General features: G+C 72.7%; 21 protein-coding genes. 7 read left to right on the forward strand and 14 right to left on the reverse strand.

The genetic code is table 11. The annotated features are described in order from the left end of the window. Positions 1-49 precede the first annotated feature (49 nt). Positions 50-1,684, forward strand: coding sequence for an arabinogalactan endo-1,4-beta-galactosidase (locus J7E97_RS15090; RefSeq protein ID WP_215027239.1), 1,635 nt, complete (start codon positions 50-52; stop codon positions 1,682-1,684). Between the two features lie 69 nt (positions 1,685-1,753). Here J7E97_RS15090 and dgoD read toward each other — a convergent pair whose 3' ends face one another. The 5 genes from dgoD to J7E97_RS15115 all read right to left on the reverse strand — a co-directional run bounded on the left by dgoD (position 1,754) and on the right by J7E97_RS15115 (position 6,472). Next, a complete protein-coding gene (dgoD, locus tag J7E97_RS15095; RefSeq protein ID WP_215027243.1) occupies positions 1,754-2,899 on the reverse strand; it encodes a galactonate dehydratase in 1,146 nt (381 codons plus the stop codon). Next, entirely contained in the window at positions 2,896-3,648 is a 753-nt protein-coding gene (locus tag J7E97_RS15100) for an SDR family NAD(P)-dependent oxidoreductase (RefSeq protein ID WP_215027246.1), read from the reverse strand. Before J7E97_RS15100 ends, dgoD begins: the two co-directional genes overlap by 4 nt. A gap of 124 nt (positions 3,649-3,772) precedes the next feature. Beyond that, positions 3,773-4,759: a sugar kinase gene (locus J7E97_RS15105; RefSeq protein WP_215027248.1), complete on the reverse strand. Its 987-nt coding sequence runs from the start codon at positions 4,757-4,759 to the stop codon at positions 3,773-3,775. Next, a complete protein-coding gene (locus tag J7E97_RS15110; RefSeq protein WP_308346510.1) occupies positions 4,756-5,412 on the reverse strand; it encodes a bifunctional 4-hydroxy-2-oxoglutarate aldolase/2-dehydro-3-deoxy-phosphogluconate aldolase in 657 nt (218 codons plus the stop codon). Before J7E97_RS15110 ends, J7E97_RS15105 begins: the two co-directional genes overlap by 4 nt. A gap of 106 nt (positions 5,413-5,518) precedes the next feature. Further along, entirely contained in the window at positions 5,519-6,472 is a 954-nt protein-coding gene (locus J7E97_RS15115) for an SMP-30/gluconolactonase/LRE family protein (protein WP_215027252.1), read from the reverse strand. A 171-nt stretch (positions 6,473-6,643) separates the two neighbouring features. Here J7E97_RS15115 and J7E97_RS15120 point away from each other — a divergent pair, with 171 nt between their 5' ends. Continuing rightward, entirely contained in the window at positions 6,644-7,912 is a 1,269-nt protein-coding gene (locus tag J7E97_RS15120) for an ROK family protein (protein WP_215027255.1), read from the forward strand. Positions 7,913-8,039: 127 nt separating this feature from the next. Here J7E97_RS15120 and J7E97_RS15125 read toward each other — a convergent pair whose 3' ends face one another. Continuing rightward, the gene (locus tag J7E97_RS15125) at positions 8,040-8,654 is read right to left on the reverse strand and encodes a cysteine hydrolase (protein WP_215027257.1); all 615 of its coding nucleotides are present in this window, start codon (positions 8,652-8,654) and stop codon (positions 8,040-8,042) included. Positions 8,655-8,829: 175 nt separating this feature from the next. Between J7E97_RS15125 and J7E97_RS15130 the strand changes: the two genes are divergently transcribed. Then, a complete protein-coding gene (locus J7E97_RS15130) occupies positions 8,830-9,255 on the forward strand; it encodes a pyridoxamine 5'-phosphate oxidase family protein (protein ID WP_215027311.1) in 426 nt (141 codons plus the stop codon). A gap of 117 nt (positions 9,256-9,372) precedes the next feature. Here the strand turns inward: J7E97_RS15130 and J7E97_RS15135 are convergent, their stop codons facing one another. Next, positions 9,373-10,290 carry a LysR family transcriptional regulator gene (locus J7E97_RS15135; protein ID WP_215027259.1) on the reverse strand — a complete coding sequence of 306 codons (918 nt, stop codon included), beginning with the start codon at positions 10,288-10,290 and terminating at the stop codon, positions 9,373-9,375. Between the two features lie 74 nt (positions 10,291-10,364). On the opposite strand from J7E97_RS15135, the gene J7E97_RS15140 reads away from it, so the two are divergent. Continuing rightward, a complete protein-coding gene (locus J7E97_RS15140; protein ID WP_215027260.1) occupies positions 10,365-11,345 on the forward strand; it encodes a DMT family transporter in 981 nt (326 codons plus the stop codon). A gap of 77 nt (positions 11,346-11,422) precedes the next feature. Here J7E97_RS15140 and J7E97_RS15145 read toward each other — a convergent pair whose 3' ends face one another. Next, entirely contained in the window at positions 11,423-12,754 is a 1,332-nt protein-coding gene (locus J7E97_RS15145) for an aminotransferase class I/II-fold pyridoxal phosphate-dependent enzyme (protein WP_215027261.1), read from the reverse strand. 37 nt (positions 12,755-12,791) lie between these two features. Here J7E97_RS15145 and J7E97_RS15150 point away from each other — a divergent pair, with 37 nt between their 5' ends. Next, entirely contained in the window at positions 12,792-13,532 is a 741-nt protein-coding gene (locus J7E97_RS15150) for a pyridoxamine 5'-phosphate oxidase family protein (RefSeq protein ID WP_215027262.1), read from the forward strand. A 41-nt stretch (positions 13,533-13,573) separates the two neighbouring features. On the opposite strand, the gene J7E97_RS15155 is transcribed toward J7E97_RS15150, so the two are convergent. Together J7E97_RS15155 and J7E97_RS15160 are read right to left on the reverse strand one after the other, a co-directional pair. Then, positions 13,574-14,623 carry a DMT family transporter gene (locus J7E97_RS15155; protein WP_215027263.1) on the reverse strand — a complete coding sequence of 350 codons (1,050 nt, stop codon included), beginning with the start codon at positions 14,621-14,623 and terminating at the stop codon, positions 13,574-13,576. A gap of 130 nt (positions 14,624-14,753) precedes the next feature. Next, entirely contained in the window at positions 14,754-15,713 is a 960-nt protein-coding gene (locus J7E97_RS15160) for a DMT family transporter (RefSeq protein WP_215027264.1), read from the reverse strand. 180 nt (positions 15,714-15,893) lie between these two features. Here J7E97_RS15160 and J7E97_RS15165 point away from each other — a divergent pair, with 180 nt between their 5' ends. Next, a complete protein-coding gene (locus tag J7E97_RS15165; protein ID WP_215027265.1) occupies positions 15,894-16,322 on the forward strand; it encodes an SRPBCC family protein in 429 nt (142 codons plus the stop codon). Positions 16,323-16,413: 91 nt separating this feature from the next. Here J7E97_RS15165 and J7E97_RS15170 read toward each other — a convergent pair whose 3' ends face one another. From J7E97_RS15170 to J7E97_RS15180, 3 genes are all read right to left on the reverse strand, one after another. Then, complete coding sequence (locus tag J7E97_RS15170) at positions 16,414-16,815, reverse strand: hypothetical protein (protein WP_215027267.1); 402 nt, start codon at positions 16,813-16,815, stop codon at positions 16,414-16,416. 57 nt (positions 16,816-16,872) lie between these two features. After that, the gene (locus tag J7E97_RS15175) at positions 16,873-17,307 is read right to left on the reverse strand and encodes a hypothetical protein (protein ID WP_215027269.1); all 435 of its coding nucleotides are present in this window, start codon (positions 17,305-17,307) and stop codon (positions 16,873-16,875) included. 93 nt (positions 17,308-17,400) lie between these two features. Next, positions 17,401-18,357 (reverse strand): winged helix-turn-helix domain-containing protein, encoded by a 957-nt coding sequence (locus J7E97_RS15180; protein WP_308346512.1) that lies wholly within the window; start codon positions 18,355-18,357, stop codon positions 17,401-17,403. Between the two features lie 311 nt (positions 18,358-18,668). On the opposite strand from J7E97_RS15180, the gene J7E97_RS15185 reads away from it, so the two are divergent. Beyond that, the gene (locus J7E97_RS15185; RefSeq protein ID WP_215027273.1) at positions 18,669-19,496 is read left to right on the forward strand and encodes a PhzF family phenazine biosynthesis protein; all 828 of its coding nucleotides are present in this window, start codon (positions 18,669-18,671) and stop codon (positions 19,494-19,496) included. Positions 19,497-19,598: 102 nt separating this feature from the next. On the opposite strand, the gene J7E97_RS15190 is transcribed toward J7E97_RS15185, so the two are convergent. Next, positions 19,599-20,444: a type II CAAX endopeptidase family protein gene (locus tag J7E97_RS15190; protein ID WP_251054545.1), complete on the reverse strand. Its 846-nt coding sequence runs from the start codon at positions 20,442-20,444 to the stop codon at positions 19,599-19,601. Positions 20,445-20,522: the final 78 nt, after the last annotated feature.

Genomic DNA, 20,522 nt, shown 5'->3' on the forward strand with positions numbered 1-20,522 from the left:
GGCCGCCCCGCGGGCGCCCCCATCCGCCGCCGTCGAAGGGACATCGACGATGCACGCCGTACGAAGCACACCCCTGCGGAACCTGCTGAGAGGGCCGAACCCGCCGCGGAGAACGCGGCCGAGAGGAACCCGGCAGCGAGCCGCCGCCGTCACCGCACTCGGCGCCCTGCTCCTGGCCCTGCTGTCCGCCCAGCCGGCGCAGGCGGCAGCCACCCTGGCCAACACCGGCTTCGAGGCCGACGGCACCGCCGCCGCCACCCCGGCGGGCTGGACCACGTATTCGGCGACCGGCCAGAGCGCCGCCTCGTTCACCGAGTCCGGCGGCCACAGCGGCGGATACCGGCTCACCCACTGGTCGGCGTCCGCGTACAAGGTGGAGACCTACCAGTACCTGTCCGGGCTGAGCGCCGGCAGCTATACGCTCAGCGCCTGGGTGCGCTCCGGCGGCGGCCAGAACTCCGCCTACCTGGCCCTGCGCAACTGCGGCTCCGCCGAGCAGCGCACCGATCTGCCGCCCACCTCCAACGGGGCCTGGATACGCCTCGTGACCTCGGTGACGGTGACCGGCGGCCAGTGCACGGTCAGCGTCAACTCGGATGCCAAGGCCGGCAATTGGCTCAACGTCGACGATCTGACCTTCACTGCCGGTTCGACCGGGCTCGCGGTCAAGGGGGTCGACGTCTCCTCGCTGAAGAAGAGCGAGGACCTCGGCGGCGTCTACCGCACGAGCGGCGGCGCCACCGGTGACGCCCTGACGGTCCTGAAGTCCGCCGGCGCCAACTACGGCCGGCTCAAGGTGTGGGTGAACCCGGCCGACGGCTACAACGACAAGGCCCGCGTCCTGGCGACGGCCAAGCGGATCAAGGCCCAGGGCATGAAGCTCCTCGTCGACTTCCACTACTCCGACATCTGGGCCGACCCCGGCGCCCAGACCAAGCCCGCCGCCTGGTCGGGACACTCGTACGCGCAGCTCACGACGGACGTCTACCAGCACACCTACGACGTACTGAACGCCCTGAAGGCGCAGGGCACCACGGCCGACATGGTGCAGATCGGCAACGAGACCAACACCGGCATGCTCTGGCCCGAGGGGTCGACGACCAACTGGCCCCAGCTCGCCGGGCTGTTGAAGTCGGGCGCCTCGGCCGCCAAGGCGGTCTCCTCCTCCACCCAGGTGGCGCTGCATCTCGCGCACGGCGGCGACAACTCGCTGTACCGCTGGTGGTTCGACAACGCGACGGCGCAGGGCGTGAGTTACGACGTCATCGCGCTGTCCTTCTACGGGTACTGGCACGGCGCGCTGTCCTCGCTGCAGGCCAACCTGGACGACATCTCCTCCCGTTACGGCAAGAAGGTCCTCGTCGTCGAGACCGCCTACCCCTTCCGGCTGGACAGCGAGGACGCCCACGAGAACATCATCGACACCACGGCCGAACTGGTCACCGGCTACCCGGCGAGCACGGCCGGGCAGTCCGCGTGGCTGCGGGACGTGATGAACGTCGTCGAGGCGGTGCCCGGCGGCCGCGGCCTCGGTGTCGTGTACTGGGAGCCGACCTGGACCGCCGTCACCGGCAACGGCTGGGACCCGGCCGATCCGGGCTCCGGCAACGGATGGGAGAACCAGGCCCTGTTCGACTACGACAGCAAGCTCCTGCCGGCCGCGGGCTGGCTCTCCCACCGCTGATTCCTCGTCCGGCGAACCCCGGGAGGGGGCGGGCTCTCGTGAGCCCGCCCCCTCCCGTCGTCCGTTCTCCTACCACTCGGCGAGGGAGCCGTCGTCGCGGCGCCACGCCGGGTTGCGCCAGCGGTGGCCGGTCTCGGCGGCCCGCTCGACCGCCTTCGCATCGACCTCGATCCCGAGGCCCGGGCCCGTCGGCAGGGCGACGTGTCCGTCCTCGTACCGGAAGACCGAGGGGTCTACGAGGTAGTCGAGGAGGTCGGAGCCGGTGTTGTAGTGGATGCCGAGGCTCTGTTCCTGGATCAGCAGGTTGGGCGCGGCGAAGCCGACCTGGAGGCAGGCCGCGAGTGCGATCGGGCCGAGCGGGCAGTGCGGGGCGAGCGAAACGTCGTACGCCTCGGCCATGGCGGCGATCCGGCGGACCTCGGAGATGCCGCCCGCGTGCGAGAGGTCCGGCTGGGCGACGGCGATCCCCTGCGCGAGGACCTTTTTGAAGTCCCAGCGGGAGTAGAGGCGTTCACCGGTGGCGATGGGGATGCTGGTGGAGCGGACGATGTCGCCGATGTGGTCGCTCATCTCGGGAACGACCGGCTCCTCGACGAAGAACGGCAGGTACGGCTCCAGGAGCGGCAGGACCCGGCGGGCCATGGGCGCGGTGAGCCGACCGTGGAAGTCGACCGCGATGTCGAAACGGTCACCGACGGCCTGGCGGACGGACGCGACACGCTCCACGATGCCGTGCACGGCCTCGGGCGTGTCGATGAGCCGCAGTTGCGCCGAGGCGTTCATCTTGATCGCGGTGAAGCCCTGCCCCTGGCGTTCCAGGGCTTCCTGGACGACGTCGTCCGGCCGATCGCCGCCGATCCAGCTGTACATGCGGGCGCGGTCACGGACGTTGCCGCCGAGGAGCTGCCACACGGGGACGCCGAGGGCCTTGCCCGTGATGTCCCAGAGGGCCTGGTCGATGCCGGCGACCGCGCTGGAGAGGACGGGGCCGCCGCGGTAGAAGCCGCCCTTGGTGAGGACCTGCCAGTGGTCCTCTATCCGCATCGGGTCCTTGCCGATCAGGTAGTCGGCCAGTTCGTCGACGGCCGCGGCGACGGTGTGGGCACGGCCCTCGACCACCGGCTCGCCCCAGCCGGTGATGCCCTCGTCCGTGTCGATGCGCAGGAAGCACCAGCGGGGCGCGACCAGGTGGGTGCGCAGGGAGGTGATCTTCACTTCGACTCCTTCTTCACGGACCAGCCGCCGTCGACGACAAGGTTCGTTCCGGTGATGTAGGCGGCGTCGGCGGACGCGAGGAAGGCGACGGCGGACGCCACTTCCTCCGGCCGGCCGAGCCGGCCCAGCGCGGTGGCGGCGGCGGAGAGCCGTCGCCCCTCCTCGTCCACGTCGTTCCACACGTCGGTGAGGATCGGGCCGGGGAGGACGGAGTTGAAACGCACCTCCGGCCCGTACTCGACGGCGAACTGGCGCACCAGGGCGCACATGCCGCCCTTGGCGGCGGCGTAGGCCGGGTATCCGGGCAGTCCGAAGTCGGCGTGCACGCTGGAGGTGGCGACGAGGCTGCCGCGCTCGGTGCGCAGGTCGTCGAGGAAGGTGCGGGTGGCGAGGTAGAGGGCCCGCAGGTTGACGGCCATCTCGCGGTCCCAGGTGGCGACGGAGAGTTCGTGGGCGGCGGCGGGCGTGTGGATGAAGGCGTTGCTGTGGAGGATGCTCACGGGACCGAAGTGGGCGTGGACCTGCTCGCGCAGGGCGGTCCAGTCCGCTTCGGAGGAGACGTCGCAGCGTACGTAGACGGCCTGGCCGCCGTCGCCACGGATGGCAGCGGCAACGGCCTCTCCGGGCCCGTCGGCGATGTCGGAGACGACGACGGCCGCGCCTTCGGCGGCGAGGCGTACGGCGCTGGCGGCGCCGATGCCGGAGGCCGCGCCGGTGACGACGGCTGTCTGTCCGGAGAAACGGTTCATGGGTGTGTTCCTGTGGGGTGGGGGTGGGTTCGGATGCGGGGGACGGCGGGCCGGCGCACCGGTGGACCGGTGGACCGGTGGACCGGTGGACCGGTGGACCGGTGGACCGGTGGACCGGGAGGCTCTAGCGGCTCACGTCCTGGGCGGCGAGCAGGCCGAGTTCGTCCCGGCGCGGAAGGCCCTCCCAGTCGCCGCGGACGGAGACGCAGAAGGATCCGCACAGGGCGGCGAGCCGGAGACGTTCGGCCGTGGTGGCGCCGTCGAGGACTCCCGCGAGGTACCCGGCGACGAAGGCGTCGCCCGCACCGATGGGGTCCACGGCGGTCACGGGGATCGCCGGCTGGACGAAGATCTCGTCCCCGACCGCCGCGAGCGCTCCCTCGGCGCCGAGTTTGAGGACGGCCTGCCCGGGGCCGAGCCGGGTGAGGGCCCGCGCCATGCGCCGCGGCTCGTCCTGCGCCACGAAGAGGGACGCCTCCTCCGGCCCGGCGAACACGATGTCGGCGTACGGGAGGATGCCGGCGAGCGTGGTCGCGGCATCGCTGCGGCTCCACAGCCGGTCGCGGTGGTTGACGTCGAAGGAGACCATCACACCGGCCGCGCGGGCGATCGTGAGCGCGCGCTCGACCGCGGCGCGGGCGGTGCCGCTCAGCGCGGGGGTGATGCCGGTGATGTGGAGCACCCGGGCCTGAGCGAACAGCTGCTCGTCCACGTCGTCGGGTGACAACCGGGAACCGGCGAGCCCCGCGCGGTAGTAGGTGACACGGAGGCGGTCGGCGGTCCGGCGCTCGCGGAGCATCAGGCCGGTGGGGGCCTCGGGGTCGGTCAGACTGCGCGAGACGTCGACGCCTTCGGCCCGCAGCCCGGCGAGGATCATGGCCCCCGCCGCGTCCTGTCCGACGCGACCCGTCCAGGACGCCGTGTGCCCCAGGCGGCTGACACCGATGGCGACGGTCGCCTCGGCGCCCGCGTAGCCCAGGCGCAGGGGCGCATGCGTGGCGAGTGGTCCCGGTTCCGTGGCGGCGACCACCGCCATGGCCTCGCCGAGGGTGACGAGGGCGGGGGCCGTGGGACTTGTGGGGGCCTTGGGAGTAGGGGCGGCGGCCGTCATCGGCCGATCCCGTGCAGGAACGCGGACGCGCGCTCGCTCAGGGCGGCGAGGTCGCCGCCTTCGCAGGCGTCGCCGACCAACGGGCCGCCGACCCCGAGCGCGGCGGCGCCCGCGGCGAGGTAACCGGGAGCGTCGGCGAGGCCGATGCCCCCGGTCGGGACCAGCGGGATGTCGGGGAGCGGGGCCCGCACCGCCCGGAGGTACTCCGGTCCGCCGGTGGCGGCGGGGAAGAGCTTGACCATGGTGGCGCCCGCCCGCCAGGCGGTGAGGATCTCGGTCGGGGAGTACGCGCCGGCGAGGACCGGGACCTCCAGCCGGATCGCCTCCGCGATGACGTCGGTGCAGGTCGTCGGGGTGATCAGGTAGGTGGCTCCGGCTTCGACCGCCCGCTGGGCGTCGGCGGGCGTGATCACCGTCCCGGCGCCCAGCGCGAGCCCCGGCGGGGCGTCGGCCGCGTACTCGCGCAGCGCGTCGAGCGCACCGGGCGTGGTGAGGGTGAATTCGGCAGCGCGGATCCCCGCGGTCCGCAGGGTGTCGGTCACTTCGGCGAAGCGCTCGGCGGAGTGGGAGCGCAGGATCGCGATGACGGGGACGGCGTCCAGGGCGGCGCGCAGACCCGCGTGCGGGGTGGTCATGGTCGGGTGCTTCCTCACGGTTCGGACGGTGCGGGGCGCGCAGGATGCGCGGGGTACGGGTGCACAGGGTGTACGGGTGTACGGAGTGCGCAGGATGCGGCGGTGCGCAGGTGCGCCGGGTCGGTCAGTGGCCGGCGGCCGGGGCCGGCCGTACCGCCGCGGGAGCGGTGGAGGTGTCGTCGTACGGTGTGGAGCGGAGCCCCGTGACACCCGGACGGCAGACGAAGAGGCGTCCCGCGTCGGGTTCGGCGCGCCGCCGTTCCTCGTCGAGGCCCTCGGCGGCCGTGGTGATCACCAGGACGTCGAGGTCCGGCCCGGCGAAGGCGCAGCTCGTCACGTGCGAGGCCGGTACCTCCACCCGTGCGTGGAGGGTGCCGTCGGGCGCGTAGGCCCGGACCTCGCCGCCTCCCCACACGGCGACCCAGACACGTCCGTCGGCGTCCACGGCCAGGCCGTCGGGGACGCCGCGGGAGAGGACCGCGAACGGACGCCGGCCGGTCGGCGTGCCGGACTCGGGGTCGTAGTCGAAGACGTCGACGCGTCCGGTCGGGCTGTCGGCGTAGTAGAGGAGTCGTCCGTCCGGGCTCCAGCCCAGCCCGTTGGAGATGGTCACGGAGTCGAGCAGCGTGACGACCGGGCCGTCGCGGTCCAGCCTGTGGAGCGCGCCCGCGCCCGGCGTCTCGTCGTACGCCATCGTCCCGGCGAGGAGCCGGCCTCCCGGGTCGCAGGCGGCATCGTTCAGGCGTCGCCGTACGCCGTCACCCGGCAGGTCGAGCACGGCCACCTCGACGGGCGGGCGGCCGTCTTCGAGGCGAAGGAACGAGGCGCCCGCGGCGGCGAGCAGCGCGCCCGACGCGCACGGGACGACGGCGCCGACCGGGCGGTCCAGGCGCAGGGTGCCGGTGGGGGCGAGGTCCGGCAGCCCGGAATCCGCGCGCCGTGCGGTGAGGGCGGCGCGGTGGATCAGCCCTGCGGGGATGTCCACCCAGAGCAGTTCTTCCCGGCGTTCGTCCCAGACGGGTCCTTCCGAAAGGCGTCCGGGCGGGGGTGAGCAGGGCACGGCCCCGAGTCGCAGCATCTGTCCTCCTCGATCGACGAGACGAAAAACTACGGCTTCGTCTAACGGTTGTAAATACCCCTGGGCTGGTTCTTCCAACCCTTTGAATAAGATGCGGGGACGGGGGGCCGCAGAGGACCACGGGGAGTCCGGCGGGAATCCGGCCACCACTGGCGACGAAGGGCACGAGTGATGATCACGCGCACGTCGCAGGACATTCGCCGACTCAACCGGTTCGAGGTCTTGCGGCGCGTCTACGCGGGCCCGGGCGCGATGAGCCGGCAGGACATCGCCGCGGCCACCGGCCTGTCCTTCGCCACCGTCGCGAACCTGACGGCCGAGCTGCTCGATGCCGGTGTCCTCGTACAGGCCGGCCACGAGGACTCCGGCGGGGGGCGGCCCCGCGCCCGTCTGACCGTCAACGCGGACCGGGGCGCGCTCATCGGCATCGACATCGCCGAAACCTCCGTCCACGCGGAGCTGTTCGACCTGGCGTTGCACGTCCGGCACTCCGTCGAACGCCCCCTGCCGCAAGGCGATGTCCAACCCGCCGAGGTGGTCGAGCAGATCGCCGCCTGCGTGGACGAACTGCTGAAGGGGTCGGGGGTGCCCCGGGAGCGGGTGCTCGGTGCCGGCGTCAGCGTGCCGGGCATGGTCGAACGCGAAGGCGGCGTCTCGTCGTTCTCCCCGTACTGGTCGTGGCACGAGGTACCGCTGCGGTCCCTGCTCGACGGGCGGCTCGGCCTCCCGCTGTGGCTCGACAACCCACTGCGGGCCAGCACGGTCGCCGAGATGTGGTTCGGTGCGGGGCGCGAGGTCGACGACCTGGTCGTGGTCACGCTGCGGGCCGGTGTGGGCGCCGGGATCGCCGTCGGCGGACAGCTGTACCGCGGCTTCACCAACAGCGCGGGTGAGTGGGGCCACACCTGCATCGCCCTGGACGGCAGGCTGTGCACGTGCGGCAACCGGGGCTGCGTGGAGGCGTACGTCAGCACCCGCGGGATCGTCGAGACCTGGCGCGAACTGGCGCCCGGCGACGAACGGACGGCACTGGCGGACGACGCGGCCTCGGTCGAGGCCCTCGCGCGCGCCGCGGCGCAGGACGACCCGGTGGCCGCCGAGGTGATCGACCGCACCGGCCGCTGCCTGGGCGCGGCCGTGGCCAACCTGATCAACCTCGTCAACCCTCAGGTGCTCGTGCTCGGCAACCAGGTGGTCGACCTGCTCGGCGAGCGGCTCCTGCGGGCCACCTACGAGGCGGTCACCCACCACGCCCTGCGCGTGCCGCACCGGGCCGCGACCCTGCGGCGAAGCGCGCTGCCGCACAACCCGGTCACCCTGGGGGCCGCCACCTTCGCGCTCGAGGGCTTCCTCAACGACCGGGACGTCTTCGGTCCCGTCAGCCGCGCGCGCCAGCCGCAGGAGGACAAGCGCATCCGCCCAGGCGGCGCGAAGGCCTGAGAGGGACCTGAGAGCTCCTCACAGGCACGGGCACGGGCCGGCGCGGCCGGCGGCGGACCGGTTCGGTTCGTTCGGATCGGTTCGTTCGGGTCGGTTCGTGGAACGGCACCGGACCGCCTTACGGGGGTCAGCGCGCGGGAGCCCACTGATCGATGAGCGCTTGGGCCGTGGTGATCGCGGCGACCAGGGAGAGGGAGTTGCGGATCACCTCGGCGGTACAGGCGGCGGGCACGCCTGCGATGGCGTCGGAGGGTACGACGACCTGGTAGCCGAGGTTCACGGCGTCGAAGACGGTGTTCGGGATCGCGATGTTCGAGGAGACCCCGGTGACGACGAGGGTGCGGATGCCGAGGTTGCGCAGCAGGGCGTCCAGATCGGTTCCGGCCATTGGGGAGAGCCCGTGCAGGCGGCGCAGCACCAGGTCCTGCTCGGCGACGGTGATGGGGGCGGCGACCTCCACGGCCGCACTGCCGGACAGCTGGCGGACCGGCAGCCTGCCGGCGGCCCGGAACAGCCGCGCGTTCGTATTGGCGGCGAGTCCGTCCGGGCGCCGCTCGGCGATGGCGTGCAGCACTTGGACCCCGGCCCCGCGCGCCGCTTCGACGAGCGCGGCGACCCGGTCCAGCATCCCGGAGTCCCGGGCCCCCTTGGCGAGTTCGGGCAGGGCGCTCTCCTCGCCGACGACGCCGCTCTGGCACTCGACGGTGAGCAAGGCGGTGGTGGCTGGATCCAGTTCGGCCATGGCTCCCCCTGGCGTGGCGACGGAAGAGCACGCATGATTCCTGACACACAGTCAGATGTGAAGGGGCGAGGGGCGGATGGACGAGGAACAGACGGACGGAACGGGCACGGATGGAACGGGCACGGACGGAACGGGAGCAGCCGCCGACAAGCCGCAGCGGCGGGGCCGCCGCATCATGATGACCGACAAGGAGGTGGACGCCTTCCTGCGCGAGCAGCGCACCTGCCGGGTGGCCACGGTCTCCCCCGACGGCCGCCCGCACGTGGGCGCGCTCTGGTTCGCCTGGGACGGCACCTCGATGTGGCTGTACTCGATCACCCGCAGCCGGCGCTGGTCCGATCTCCGCGAGGACCCCCGGATCTCGGTGGTCGTCGACGCGGGCGAGGGCTACGACGAGCTGCGCGGGGTCGAACTGTCCGGCAGCGCCGTCTTCGTGGGCGAGGTCCCGCGCACGGGCGAACCGTGCGCGGAACTGGCGGAGGCGGAGCGCATCTTCCCGGTCAAGAACTTCGGCATCGAAGAGATGCCCCACGACGGACGGCACGCCTGGATCCGGCTGACCCCGGAGTCGGTCGTGTCGTGGGACTTCCGCAAGATCTAGGGCTCTGGGACTTTGAGGCTCCGGGGCTCCGGGGCTCCGGGGCTCTGGGGCTCTGGGGCTCCGGGGCTCTGGGGCTCCATCGATCCGGGAATCGGGAAATCGGGAAACCTGCGGCTTTCAGGAAGGTCCGGGGCTCCGGAGCCCGGCCACGGCCCCCCGCAGGGCCTCGACGGCGGCGCGGACCGACGGCCGCCGGTCGGCGTCCGTCCGCCAGACCGCGTACACGTGGCGGCGTACGGTGTCGCTCACCGGTAGCAGCCGCACGCCGGCAGGTACGGGTCCGCGGCCGAGCCGGGGAGTCACGCACACCCCGAGTCCGGCTTCGACGAAGGCCAGTTGGGTGTGGTGCTCCTCGGCGATGTGCGCGATGCGGGGCTCGATGCCCGCTCCGCGCAGGGTGTAGACCAGCCACTCGTGGCAGAACTGCCCCTCGTTCCAGGAGATCCAGTCCTCGTCGCGCAGCTCGGCGAGCGAGACCTCCGCGCGCCCGGCGAGCGGGTGGCCGGCCGGCACGGCGATGTCCGCGGAGTCGTCGAGCAGGTGCGTCCGGGTGAGCTCCGCCGGCACCGGCATCCGCTTGTTGTGCCAGTCGATCGCCAGGGCCAGATCGAGGTCACCGCGCACGACGGCGGCCATGCTCTCCGCCGGCTCCTGCTCGCGGACCCGGGGCCGCAGCCGGGGATGCTCGACGCGCAGGCCGGCCAGCGTCCGGGGCAGCAGTCCGCGCATGGCGGTCGGGAAGGCGCCGATCCGCAGTTCGCCGACCGCGCAGCCGCGCCGGGCCTCGACGTCGGCCTGGGCGAGCTCGACCTGGGAGATGATCCGGGCCGCGTGGTCGGCGAGCAGCCGGCCGGCGTCGGTGAGCCGGACCCCGCGGCCGTTCTTGGCCAGCAACGGCTGGCCGACCTCGCGCTCCAGCTTCGCCATCTGCTGGGACACGGCTGAGGTGGTGACGTGGAGACCGTCGGCGGCCCCGCTCACGGAGCCGTGGCGGGCGAGGGCGTCGAGGGTGCGCAGGCGCTCCAAGTTCAACATGTAAGCGATGCTACGTCTTCGAGGCCAACAAGTCTCGCTTGTCCTAAGAGGTTGAACCAGCCAGAGTGGCTGTCATGAGCGCACCCGCCACCTCCCGCCCGGCCTCCTCACCGGCCCTGCCGCCGGCCACCTCCGGGACCCTCGCGCCGACGGCTCCGCCGCCGCTCGGGACCCCCGGCGCCGGGCGCCTGGACTGGCGCCTGCGGTTCGCCGTCCTCTCCGTGGTCTGGGGCTTCAGCTTCCTCCTGATCAAGGTGGGCACGGAGGCGTACGCGCCCTTCCACGTCGCCCTGGGGCGGGTCTTCTTCGGCGCGCTCGCCCTGCTCACCGTGCTCCTGGTCCGCCGCGAACCGCTCCCCCGGAGTCTGCGCACCTGGGCCCACCTGACGGTGGCGGCGCTGCTGCTCAACACCGTCCCCTTCTCGCTCTTCGCGTACGCGGAGCTGAGCATCCCCTCCAGCCTGGCGGGCATCTGCAACGCCACCTCCCCGCTGTGGGGGATGGCCCTCTCGATGATCGCCCTCTCCGAGGACCGCCCGACGCGCCGCCGCTTCGCGGGCCTGGGCCTGGGCTTCCTCGGGGTGCTCACCGTCCTCGGAGCCTGGCAGGGCTTCTCGGGCGTCGACGCCAAGGGCACCGCGCTCGCCCTGCTGGCCTCGCTCTGCTACCCCGTCGGCTGGATCTACGTCCGCCGGACGCTGGCCTCCACCCCGAGCTCCCCGGTCGCCCTCACCGGTGCGCAGCTGCTGGTCGCCACCGCCCAACTGGCCGCGGCCAGCTCCCTGTTCACCTCGGCCCCCGGCTCGTTCCCGCTGTGGCCGACCCTGTCGGTGATCGCGCTCGGCACTCTGGGAACGGGCCTGGCGCTGCAGATGCAGTACGGGCTCGTGGCGGAGATCGGCCCGACCACCGCGCAGATGGTCACCTACTTCATCCCGGTCATCGCCACGACGGCGGGCGTCCTCCTGCTGGGCGAGCAGCTCCACTGGAACACCCCGGTGGGCGCGGCCGTCGTCCTGGCCGGCGCGGCCCTCACCCAGGCCCGCCGCCGCTAGCCCCCGGACCAGCCCCGGGCCGGCCGCGCGGGAGAAGCTGCCCTGCCCCGCGAAAGACGACGCCGCCTCGACCCGCGTCAGTCGAAGCGGCCCCCGGCCGCCGGCCGGACCGCGGCGGCCACCGCGTCCGCCAGTCCCGCCACCTCCGGGAGGGACAGCTCGGAGACCGTCATCCGCACGCCCGGGCCGGATTCCACCCGGAACCGGCTTCCCGGAGCCACCGCCCAGCCCGCGCCCAGCAGCCTCGTCACCACCGCGGTCTCGTCGGCGACGGGCACCCACACGTTCATCCCGCTCCGCCCGTGCGCCCGCACCCCGCGCTCCGCCAGCGCCGCGACCAGGCCGTCGCGCCGCTCCCCGTAGGACCGCGCGACCGCCACCCGGTCGACCGCGCCCGCGTTCCACAGCTCCACCACCGTGTACTGCAGCAGCCGGCTGACCCATCCGGGGCCCAGCCGCTGCCGCCCGCGCAGCCGGTCGAGCGTCACGTCGTCGCCGGTCACCAGGGCGAGCCGCAGGTCGGGCGCGTAGGCCTTCGCCGTGGAGCGGATCAGCGCCCAGTGCCGGGTCACCCCGCCCAGTACGTTCAGCGGCAGCCCCACGATGCCGTGCCCGTGGTCGTCGTCGACGACCAGTACTTCGGGGTGCCCGGCCAGCACCGACCGCAGGTCCGCCGCCCGCCGCGCGCTCACCGCCGCACCGGTCGGATTCTGCGCGCGGGCCGTCACCAGCAGCGCCCGCGCGCCGGCCGCCAGGGCCCGCGCCACCGCCTCGGGCAGCGGCCCCTCGTCGTCCACGGCCACCGGCAGCACCCGCAGGCCGAGCGCCGGAACCAGGTCCAGGACGCTCCCCCAGCCCGGATCCTCGACCGCCACCGCGTCGCCGGGCCGCAGGTGCGCGGCCAGTACCCGCTCGATGCCGTCCAGCGCCCCCGAGGTCACCGCCACCGCCCCGGCCGGCACCCCGTCCGCGTCGAAGTCTGCCCTCGCGAGCCGCGCCAGCTCGGGGACCACCGGGTCCTGCCCGTAGAGCGTCGGCTCCCGTGCGTACCGGCGCGCGGCGCCCGCCAGGGCATCGTCCAGCGTGGGCAGCAGCCGTACGTCCGGGTTGCCGGAGGTGAGGTCGCGGACCCCCGCCGGAACGGCCATCCGCAGCTCGTCGCGGGGCGCGGTCGCCGGCCGGGCCCGGACCCGGCTGCCGCGGCGCCCGTCGGTCTCGATGACCCCGCGTTCGCGCAGCGTGCGGTACGCCGCGGCCACGGTGTTCGGGTTGACCCCCAGCACTCCGGCGAGCTCCCGCATCGGCGGCAACAGCGCCCCCGGCGCGAGCGCGCCCGAGGCGACGCCCTCTTCGACACTGGCCGCGATGTCCGATGCGCGACGCCCAACGATCCGATACTCTTCTAGCACAAACCCCAGTATGCACTAATACAACGGAGTCCGCAGCATGAACGCCACGCCCGCCCCGGAGACGATCACCGAGACGATCACGGATTCGGCCGCGGAGGGGGCCGGGGAATCTCCCGCCGAGACGCCCGCCGGGTACGCACCCACCGACCGCACCGTCCCCACCCGGTCCCGCGACCGCGCCCGTTACGACCGCGAGACCGTGCACTCGATACTCGACCAGGCCTACCTCTGCCACCTCGGCTTCGTCCGCGACGGCGCCCCGGTGGTCCTGCCGACCCTCTTCGGCCGGGTCGGCGAGACCCTCTACATCCACGGCTCCACCGGCTCGCGTCCGCTCCTCGCGGCCGGCAAGGCCGATCCGGGGCTGCCGGTCTGCCTGACCGTGACCCACGTGGACGGCCTGGTCCTGGCCCGCTCGGCCTTCCACCACTCGATCAACTACCGCTCGGTGGTCGTGCACGGAATCGCCTACGAGGTGACCGACCCGGATGAGTGCCGGATGGCGCTCGACGCCCTCGTCGACCACGTCGTACCGGGCCGCTCCGCCGACTCCCGGCCGGCGAACAACAAGGAGCTCGCCGCCACGGCCGTGATCCGCCTCGACCTGAACGAGGTGTCCGCGAAGCTCCGTACGGGCGGCCCGAACGACGACCTCGAGGACCTGGGGCTGCCGTTCTGGTCGGGCGTGGTCCCGGTCGCGCCGGCGTACGGGACCCCGATCCCGGCCGCCGACCTGACGCCCGGCATGGCCACCCCGGCCTACATCGCCGCTCTCTGAGACCGCCGGGCGGGCCGCACCGGCGGCCCGCCCGAAGCGGCCTACGGCGCCGCCACCACCTCCGGCGCCTCCTCGACCTCCTCCGGCTCCGCCGTCCCGCCCGGCTCCTGCGCGGGACGCCGCGGCTCGGCCGCGATCAGCGCCCCCACCGCCGTCAGCAGCAGTACGGTGCCCAGCACCACCGCGAAGGTCAGCCGCTCCCCGAGCAGCAGGACGGCGATCGCCGCCGCGCTGACCGGCTCGATCAGCATGATCACGGACACCGTCGCGGCCCGCACCACGGCAGCCCCGCTGAAGTAGAGCGCGTACGCCAGCACGGTCGGCACGGTGGCCATGTACGCGAGCAGCCACAGCACCCGCACCGGTTCGCCGGCGTGCGGCAGGAGCCCCTCCACGGCCGCGAGCGGCAACAGGCACACCGTGCCCACGCCGACCGACCAGGCCGTGGTGACCAGCGGGTCCCCGTGCACCCCGCGCTGCCCGAGCAGCCTGGCCCGCAGGGTCATCGCCCCGTACCCGGCGGCCGACAGCAGCGCCCAGCCGACCCCGAGCGGCCGCACCTCTCCCGCGCCGCTGCCCAGCACGAGCACGGCCAGCCCCGCCAGCGCTCCGACGACGGCGGCCGCACCGCCCCGGCCGAGCCGCTCCCCCATCCAGTAGCGGGCGCCGAGCGCGATGAGCACGGGCCCGGCGCCGAGGGTGACCACCGTGCCGACGGCGAGGCCGGTCTCGCGCACGGCGGCGAAGTACGCGGACTGGAAGAGGGTGAACAGGAGCCCGGTCCCGATCAGCGATCCCACGGAGGGCCCCGGCCCGGCCGACGGCGCGGTCCGGGGGCGGCGTACGGCGAGCACCGCGAGCAGCACCGCCAGCCCGCCCGCGCACCGCCAGAACGACAGGGCGATGGGGCCGAGGTCACTGGCCAGGAAGATCAGCGAGGCGGCCGCCCCGGCGGTTCCCCAGGCGGCTCCGGCGATGACGAGGTACAGCAGGCTGCGCCCGGTGGCGGACACGGGGTTCGATGGGTACGACGAGTTCGACACGAGGGGTCTCCGCGCATGCGTGAGGGAAGGATGAGGGAAGCAGGTCATCTCTTCGCGGGCAGCGCGGGTCCGCCCGGGACACGTCCCGGACCGCAGTCTCTTGCGTGGTGGCGGCCGCCCGCGCTAGGCGGCGGGAGGCGGAAGCACGGTCGACAGCACGATCAGCATGATCGCGATCCTAGACCTTGCTCGGATCGCGGTCCAGGGCGGCCACCGGCTCCGCGACCCCGAGCGCGGCCGGCCGGGACGTCTGCGCGATGAAGGCCCCGCCCAGGACGAGCGCGCCGCCGACGATCTGCCAGGTCGCCAGGTGCTCGCCGAGCAGCACCCAGGCCAGTACGGTCGCCACGACCGCCTCGAGGCAGGCCACCACGCCCGCGACCTGCGGCGACAGCTTGCGTACGGAGATCACACCGGTCAGGTACGCGAAGACGGTCGCGATCAGCACGACCCAGGCGAGCAGCACCGGAGCCGGCACCATCAGGTCACCGACCTCCGCGTCGCCGCCCAGCACCCCCCAGTCCATCCGCCACGGCCGGGCGATGGCGGTCATCACGAGGGTGCCGACGATCATGCCGTACGCGATCATGCCCATCGGGTCGGGCAGGTCGTCCCCGTCGCTGCCCTGGTCGGCGAGGACGAAGTAGAAGGCCTGGCAGCAAGCGGCCGCGAGGCCGAGCAGCACCCCGAGCAGGTCGAGGCTCAGCCCGGCCCAGATCTGCACCACGCAGGCGAGCCCCACGACGGCCACGGCCGCGCCGGCCGCGGCGGACCGGGTCACGGGCTTGCGCTGCACGAAGCGGATCCATCCGAGCAGCAGCGCCGGGCCCAGGTACTCCAGCAGCAGCGCCACGCCGACCGGGATCCGGGACAGGGAAGCGAAGTAGAAGGCCTGGACCCCCGCCACGGCGACGAGTCCGAAGCCGGCGAGCAGCAGGGGTTTGCGGCGTACGAGATCGCGATGACGCCAGGCCAGCGGGGACAGCACGAGGGCCGCCCCGGCCACCCTGAGCCAGACCATGTGGAGCGGGTCCAGACCCGCTTCGATCAGCGGCTTCGCCGCCACACCCGAACCACCGAACGCGATCGCCGAAACGAGGGCGAGGCTCAGTCCGGCGTATTTCCCTGACGCTTGCATTCGGACATCATGACAGGGCCGGTCAGGAGCGACACGGGCGTGACGCCTGTTGAGACGCACCCGGCGGCGGCCGCGGCCGCCGCCGGCCCGCCCCCAATATCTGACAGGTCGTCAGTCTTGAATGTTGCGTCCACCGGGACTACCTTCCGCCGCACGTACCTGACGAGAAGGGGTGGTCGCATGGCTGAAGTCACCGCGGAATCACGCATCGAGGCGTCCGCCGCGAAGCTCTGGTCCCAGCTGACCGACTGGGACGCGTACGGCCAGTGGAGCATGACCCACACCAACTTCCCCAAGGGCGGTCCCGAGACCCTCGCCATCGGCTCCACCTTCGCCGAGAACATGAAGATGATGGGCTTCCCTGCCGAGATCCTCTGGACGGTCTCCGAACTGGAGGAAGAACGCGTCATCGCCATCACCGGCAAGGGCCCGATGGGCGTGGCCGTACTGACCCGCTACACCCTGATCCCCGACGGCGGGGCCACCACGGTCCGCATCGACGGTGAATTCTCGGGCGCCGCGGTGTCCCTGATGGCGGGCAAACTCAAAGACTCCGCCACCGCCGCCCTGAACGAGTCACTGCGCAAACTGGCGGCCGTGGTCGCCTAGACCACGCCCTGGCCGTGCCCACGGGCATCCCTCACACCTGCCAGGCGCGGGCCCGCCCCACCACGGAGAGGTCGGACGGGTCAGGGACGGGTCAGGGACGGGTGTACCTGATGCACTTGAACGAATTGGTTTTCGCATCGTCAATACAGACCCTGACGTACGCGGCCCCGCCGGGCGCATCCGCAGGGATTGCGATATTGATCGGGTACGTCACGTCGCACTGAGTGCCGGTGCTCCAGGTGCCGAGCTCGTTGCCAGAGGCGCCGTGCGCGCCGAACCACGCCCTGTGGCAGCCGACGGCCCGGAACGTTCCGTTGAAAGCGACCGACCGGTTGTACCAAGTCACGGTGCCGCGGAGGTAGCTGTCATCGAATGTGACGTCGACGGCGGTGGTCGGGTAGGCGGCGGTCTGCGCGCCGGCGGCCGGAGCGCCCAGCAAGGCGCCCGCGGTCAGCACGACGGAACCGAGGGCGGCGGCGAGATGAGTCTTCATGCGGTCTCCAGGACGGGATGCTCGGACCGGGTTTTCCAGCTGGCCTCGGCGCGCGGGCTAGAGCGGCCTGGCGATGCGCTGGCACGTGAGGTCCGTGAGGTTCCCGTCATCGAGACAGACCCTGACGTACGCGGCACCGCCGGGCTGGTCCGCAGGAACGACGAAGTCGTAGGCCGTGATGTTGCCGCAGGCGATCGGGTAGCCGCCGCCCGAGCCGATCACGGCACGGTCCCCTTGGAGGGTGTAGACCCACGTGGTCCGGCACGTGACCGAACTGTCCCCCACCGCGGACCTGTGCTGCCCGACGACTCGGACCGACCGGTTGTACCAAGTGACGGTTCCCCTGGTCCACGTGGCGCCGTAATTGATGTTGAAGTCGCTGGTGGGATAGGTGGTCGCGGTCGCGGTCTGTGCGCCGGCGGCGGGAGCGCCCAGCAAGGCGCCCGCGGTCAGCACGACGGAACCGAGGGCGGCGGCGAGATGAGTCTTCATGCGGTCTCCAGGACGGGATGGGCCGGTTGCCGCTTCACATCCTGGGCGGGTCGGCCGCCTGCGGCCCACCTTTTAAGTCACGGCTTAAAGGCCTCACGGTTCCGTCGGGACACCGGTCCGCAGCAGGGCCAGCCCGAGGGGGGTGATGAGGTGCAGCACGGACCCGCCTCGGCGGCTGGTGGTGATGAGGTCCGTGTTCCGCAGCACTGTCGCGTGCTGACTGGCCGCTGCGGCCGTGACGTTGAGGCGGCGGGCCAGTTCGCTCGTCGTGCAGCCTTCGACTGTCGCACGGAGGGCGGCAGCTCGCGTGCGGCCGAGCAGGGACTCCAGGTTCCGCACGGCGGAGCCGTCCGCCTCCGCCGGTCCGGTGCCGGTCAGCGGTCGACGGAGAGCCGGCACGGTCAGTCGGGGTGGCTGGGCGGTATCGAGCGGGTCCCACAGGAAGTTCACCGGACGCTTCGAGAAGATCGTGGGCGTGATGATCAGTCCCCTTCCCTGAAGACGCACCTCGACTCGGCGCGGGTAGGGGGCTTCGAGCACCGGCGGACGCCAGCGGACCAGTGGTGCGCAGATCGAACGCAGCAGCAGATCGATGCCTCCCTCCAGCATCAGGGTCGCGCAACGGGTGGACAGTGCGACCAGTTCCGACCGCCCTCGATGCCAGTAGGGCTCCACGGTCAGCCGATGGCAGGCGCGCACGGCCTCGGCGAGCTCCCGCCGTGCGTCACGGTCGCCCTCGGACACCCGTCTGGCCCACGGTAGGTGTCCGGGGTGGAAGTCGAGACCCTCGAACTCGCGTCGCAGCCGGGACACCGGGGCGTGCAGCAGGTTGTCCACGGCGTGGTCCAGAGAGGGCGCATCGCCCATCAGGGCCAGCAGATCAAGCCCGGGACCGCGCACCGGAACCAGGGACGTCAGGGGGCGCGTGTCCGCTCCCATCCGGCCCGCGACCGCTGACCGCCACGAGCGGAAGTGAGGCAGCTCCCGGTTCTCCCTCAGCAGCTCCAGGCTGTAGTAGACCTCCGCTGCGACGCCGATCGTTGCGGCCACCCGTGTCCGGGCAAGGTCTTCCGTCGTGAAGTGAATGCGTAACACCGGCCGGCCCCCTGCCACCGAGTAGAGCGCGTGAGCACACCCCCAGCATGCCCCAACCCGCCCTGCCCGACCCGGCATTCAGGCGTAGGCCGGGCCCGCTTCCTGGCCGAGGCTGAAACCGGGGACCGGCCCGCTCCGGGGCGGGCCATCGCCCCGCGCCGGTCCGGCCCAGTCCGGCCCAGTCCAGTCCAGTCCGGTCCAGTCCAGTCCAGTCATCCCGGATTGGCCTTTGCGGGCGCGTCCGGCGGCTCCCTAGGGTCGGTCGCATGCGCATCAGAATCGTGGACGCCTTCACCGCCCGCCCCTTCGGGGGCAACCCCGCCGGAGTTGTGCTCCTCGAGGGCGGCTTCCCCCCGGACGCCTGGCTCCAGCAGGTCGCCGCCGAGGTCAACCTCTCCGAGACCGCCTTCGCCCACCCCCTGCCTCCCGGCGGCGAGGCCGACTGGGCGCTGCGCTGGTTCACCCCGGCGAGCGAGGTCGACATGTGCGGTCACGCTACCCTCGCCACCGCTCACGTCCTGGCCACGAGCGGCCTCGCGAGCGGGCTGATCCGCTTCACCGCGCGGTGCGGCATCCTCACCGCCGAGGCAGCCCAGGACGGGCGGATCACCCTGGACTTCCCGACCTCCTCCCTGACCGAGGTCGAGCCCCCCGCCGAGGTGCGCCGTGCCCTGGACGCCGAGATCAAGTCGGCCCACGACACCTCTGAGCACGTCGGCGACCTGGTCGTGGAACTGGCGGACGAGCGGGCCGTGCGCTCGCTCACGCCCGATCTGACCGCCCTGCGCGGCTACGCCCACCGCGGGATCATCGTCACAGCCGCCGCCGAAGACCCCTCCCGCGGCTACGACTTCCACTCCCGCGCCTTCTTCCCGGCCATCGGCATCGACGAGGACCCGGTCACGGGCAGCGCCCACACCGCGCTGGCCCCCTTCTGGGCCGCGCGCCTGGGCCGCACGGAGCTCGTCGGCCTCCAGGGCGGAGCGCGCACCGGGCTGGTCGCGGTCCGGCTCGCGGGCGACCGTACGCTGCTGACGGGCAGCGCCGTCACCGTCATCGACGGCGAACTGCTCGCCGCCCCGCGTTCCTCCTGACGGGACTGACACTGACGGCGCTGACAGCGCCGACGGAGCCGACAGGACTCACGAGACAGCGGCACCAGCGGCACCAGCGGCACCAGCGGCACCGACGCAGGCCTACGGGGTAGGCAGCCAGCCCACCTTGCCCGCCAGCAGGGCGTACCCGCCGAAGGCCACGATGTCGAGCAGCGCGTGCGCGACGACGAGCGGGCCGACCCGGCCCCAGCGCCGGTAGGCGAGCACGAACACCACGCCCATCACCACGTTGCCGATGAAACCGCCGATGCCCTGGTAGAGGTGGTACGAACCGCGCAGCACGGAGCTGGCGACCAGCGCGGCCATCGGCGACCAGCCCAGCCGGTCGAGCCTGCGCAGCAGGTAGGCCAGCACGATGACCTCCTCGACCACGGAGTTCTGCACCGCGGAGAGGATCAGCACGGGGAACTTCCACCACACGTCGGGCAGCGCCTCCGGCACCACCGTCAGGTTGAATCCGGTGGTCCGAGCCGCCAGGTAGAAGGCCAGTCCGGCGCTCCCGATGCCGGCCGCGACGAGCGCGCCCCGGCCCAGGTCCCCCACGGGCCGGGTACGGTCGAAGCCCAGTACCTTCAGGCCGGGCGCGCCCTCCCGGGTCAGCAGGTGCGCGACGAGCAGTACGGGTACCAGCGCGCTCGCGATCCCGAAGAGCTGCCAGGCCAGGTCCAGCCAGGGCCGGCCGGGCGCGTACGAGCCGTTGAGCGTGGCGGCCTGGTCCTTCAGTCCGCCCGGCTTGGTCAGCGAGCCGATGAAGCTGATCAGCGCCGAGACGCCGCTCGCGCCCAGGGACAGCGCGAGCACGAGCAGCGTCTCGGTGCGCAGGAGCGCCCGCCGCCCGTCCACGCCCGGGCCCTCGCCGGGCTCCCCGACCACCGCTTCCGGCTCCGTCCGCACGCCCGTCTCCCGTCGCGCCGCCCACCGCGACATCTCGCTGGGGCATCCCGTTCGATCACCCCATACTGCCTCGTCGGCGGCGGAACCGGATCACCGGACGGAAGACGGACA

Origin of the sequence: Streptomyces sp. ISL-66 (genome assembly GCF_018614135.1) — a bacterium.
Taxonomy (GTDB): domain Bacteria; phylum Actinomycetota; class Actinomycetes; order Streptomycetales; family Streptomycetaceae; genus Streptomyces.

Bases quoted from the DNA above. Each gene is read 5' to 3' on its own strand.
- J7E97_RS15090 (WP_215027239.1), top strand. From the start codon at position 50: ATGCACGCCGTACGAAGCACACCCCTGCGGAACCTGCTGAGAGGGCCG.
- J7E97_RS15100 (WP_215027246.1), bottom strand. From the start codon at position 3,648: ATGAACCGTTTCTCCGGACAGACAGCCGTCGTCACCGGCGCGGCCTCC.
- J7E97_RS15105 (WP_215027248.1), bottom strand. From the start codon at position 4,759: ATGACGGCCGCCGCCCCTACTCCCAAGGCCCCCACAAGTCCCACGGCC.
- J7E97_RS15115 (WP_215027252.1), bottom strand. From the start codon at position 6,472: ATGCTGCGACTCGGGGCCGTGCCCTGCTCACCCCCGCCCGGACGCCTT.
- J7E97_RS15120 (WP_215027255.1), top strand. From the start codon at position 6,644: ATGATCACGCGCACGTCGCAGGACATTCGCCGACTCAACCGGTTCGAG.
- J7E97_RS15125 (WP_215027257.1), bottom strand. From the start codon at position 8,654: ATGGCCGAACTGGATCCAGCCACCACCGCCTTGCTCACCGTCGAGTGC.
- J7E97_RS15130 (WP_215027311.1), top strand. From the start codon at position 8,830: ATGATGACCGACAAGGAGGTGGACGCCTTCCTGCGCGAGCAGCGCACC.
- J7E97_RS15135 (WP_215027259.1), bottom strand. From the start codon at position 10,290: ATGTTGAACTTGGAGCGCCTGCGCACCCTCGACGCCCTCGCCCGCCAC.
- J7E97_RS15140 (WP_215027260.1), top strand. From the start codon at position 10,365: ATGAGCGCACCCGCCACCTCCCGCCCGGCCTCCTCACCGGCCCTGCCG.
- J7E97_RS15150 (WP_215027262.1), top strand. From the start codon at position 12,792: ATGAACGCCACGCCCGCCCCGGAGACGATCACCGAGACGATCACGGAT.
- J7E97_RS15155 (WP_215027263.1), bottom strand. From the start codon at position 14,623: ATGACCTGCTTCCCTCATCCTTCCCTCACGCATGCGCGGAGACCCCTC.
- J7E97_RS15160 (WP_215027264.1), bottom strand. From the start codon at position 15,713: ATGCAAGCGTCAGGGAAATACGCCGGACTGAGCCTCGCCCTCGTTTCG.
- J7E97_RS15165 (WP_215027265.1), top strand. From the start codon at position 15,894: ATGGCTGAAGTCACCGCGGAATCACGCATCGAGGCGTCCGCCGCGAAG.
- J7E97_RS15170 (WP_215027267.1), bottom strand. From the start codon at position 16,815: ATGAAGACTCATCTCGCCGCCGCCCTCGGTTCCGTCGTGCTGACCGCG.
- J7E97_RS15175 (WP_215027269.1), bottom strand. From the start codon at position 17,307: ATGAAGACTCATCTCGCCGCCGCCCTCGGTTCCGTCGTGCTGACCGCG.
- J7E97_RS15185 (WP_215027273.1), top strand. From the start codon at position 18,669: ATGCGCATCAGAATCGTGGACGCCTTCACCGCCCGCCCCTTCGGGGGC.
- J7E97_RS15190 (WP_251054545.1), bottom strand. From the start codon at position 20,444: ATGTCGCGGTGGGCGGCGCGACGGGAGACGGGCGTGCGGACGGAGCCG.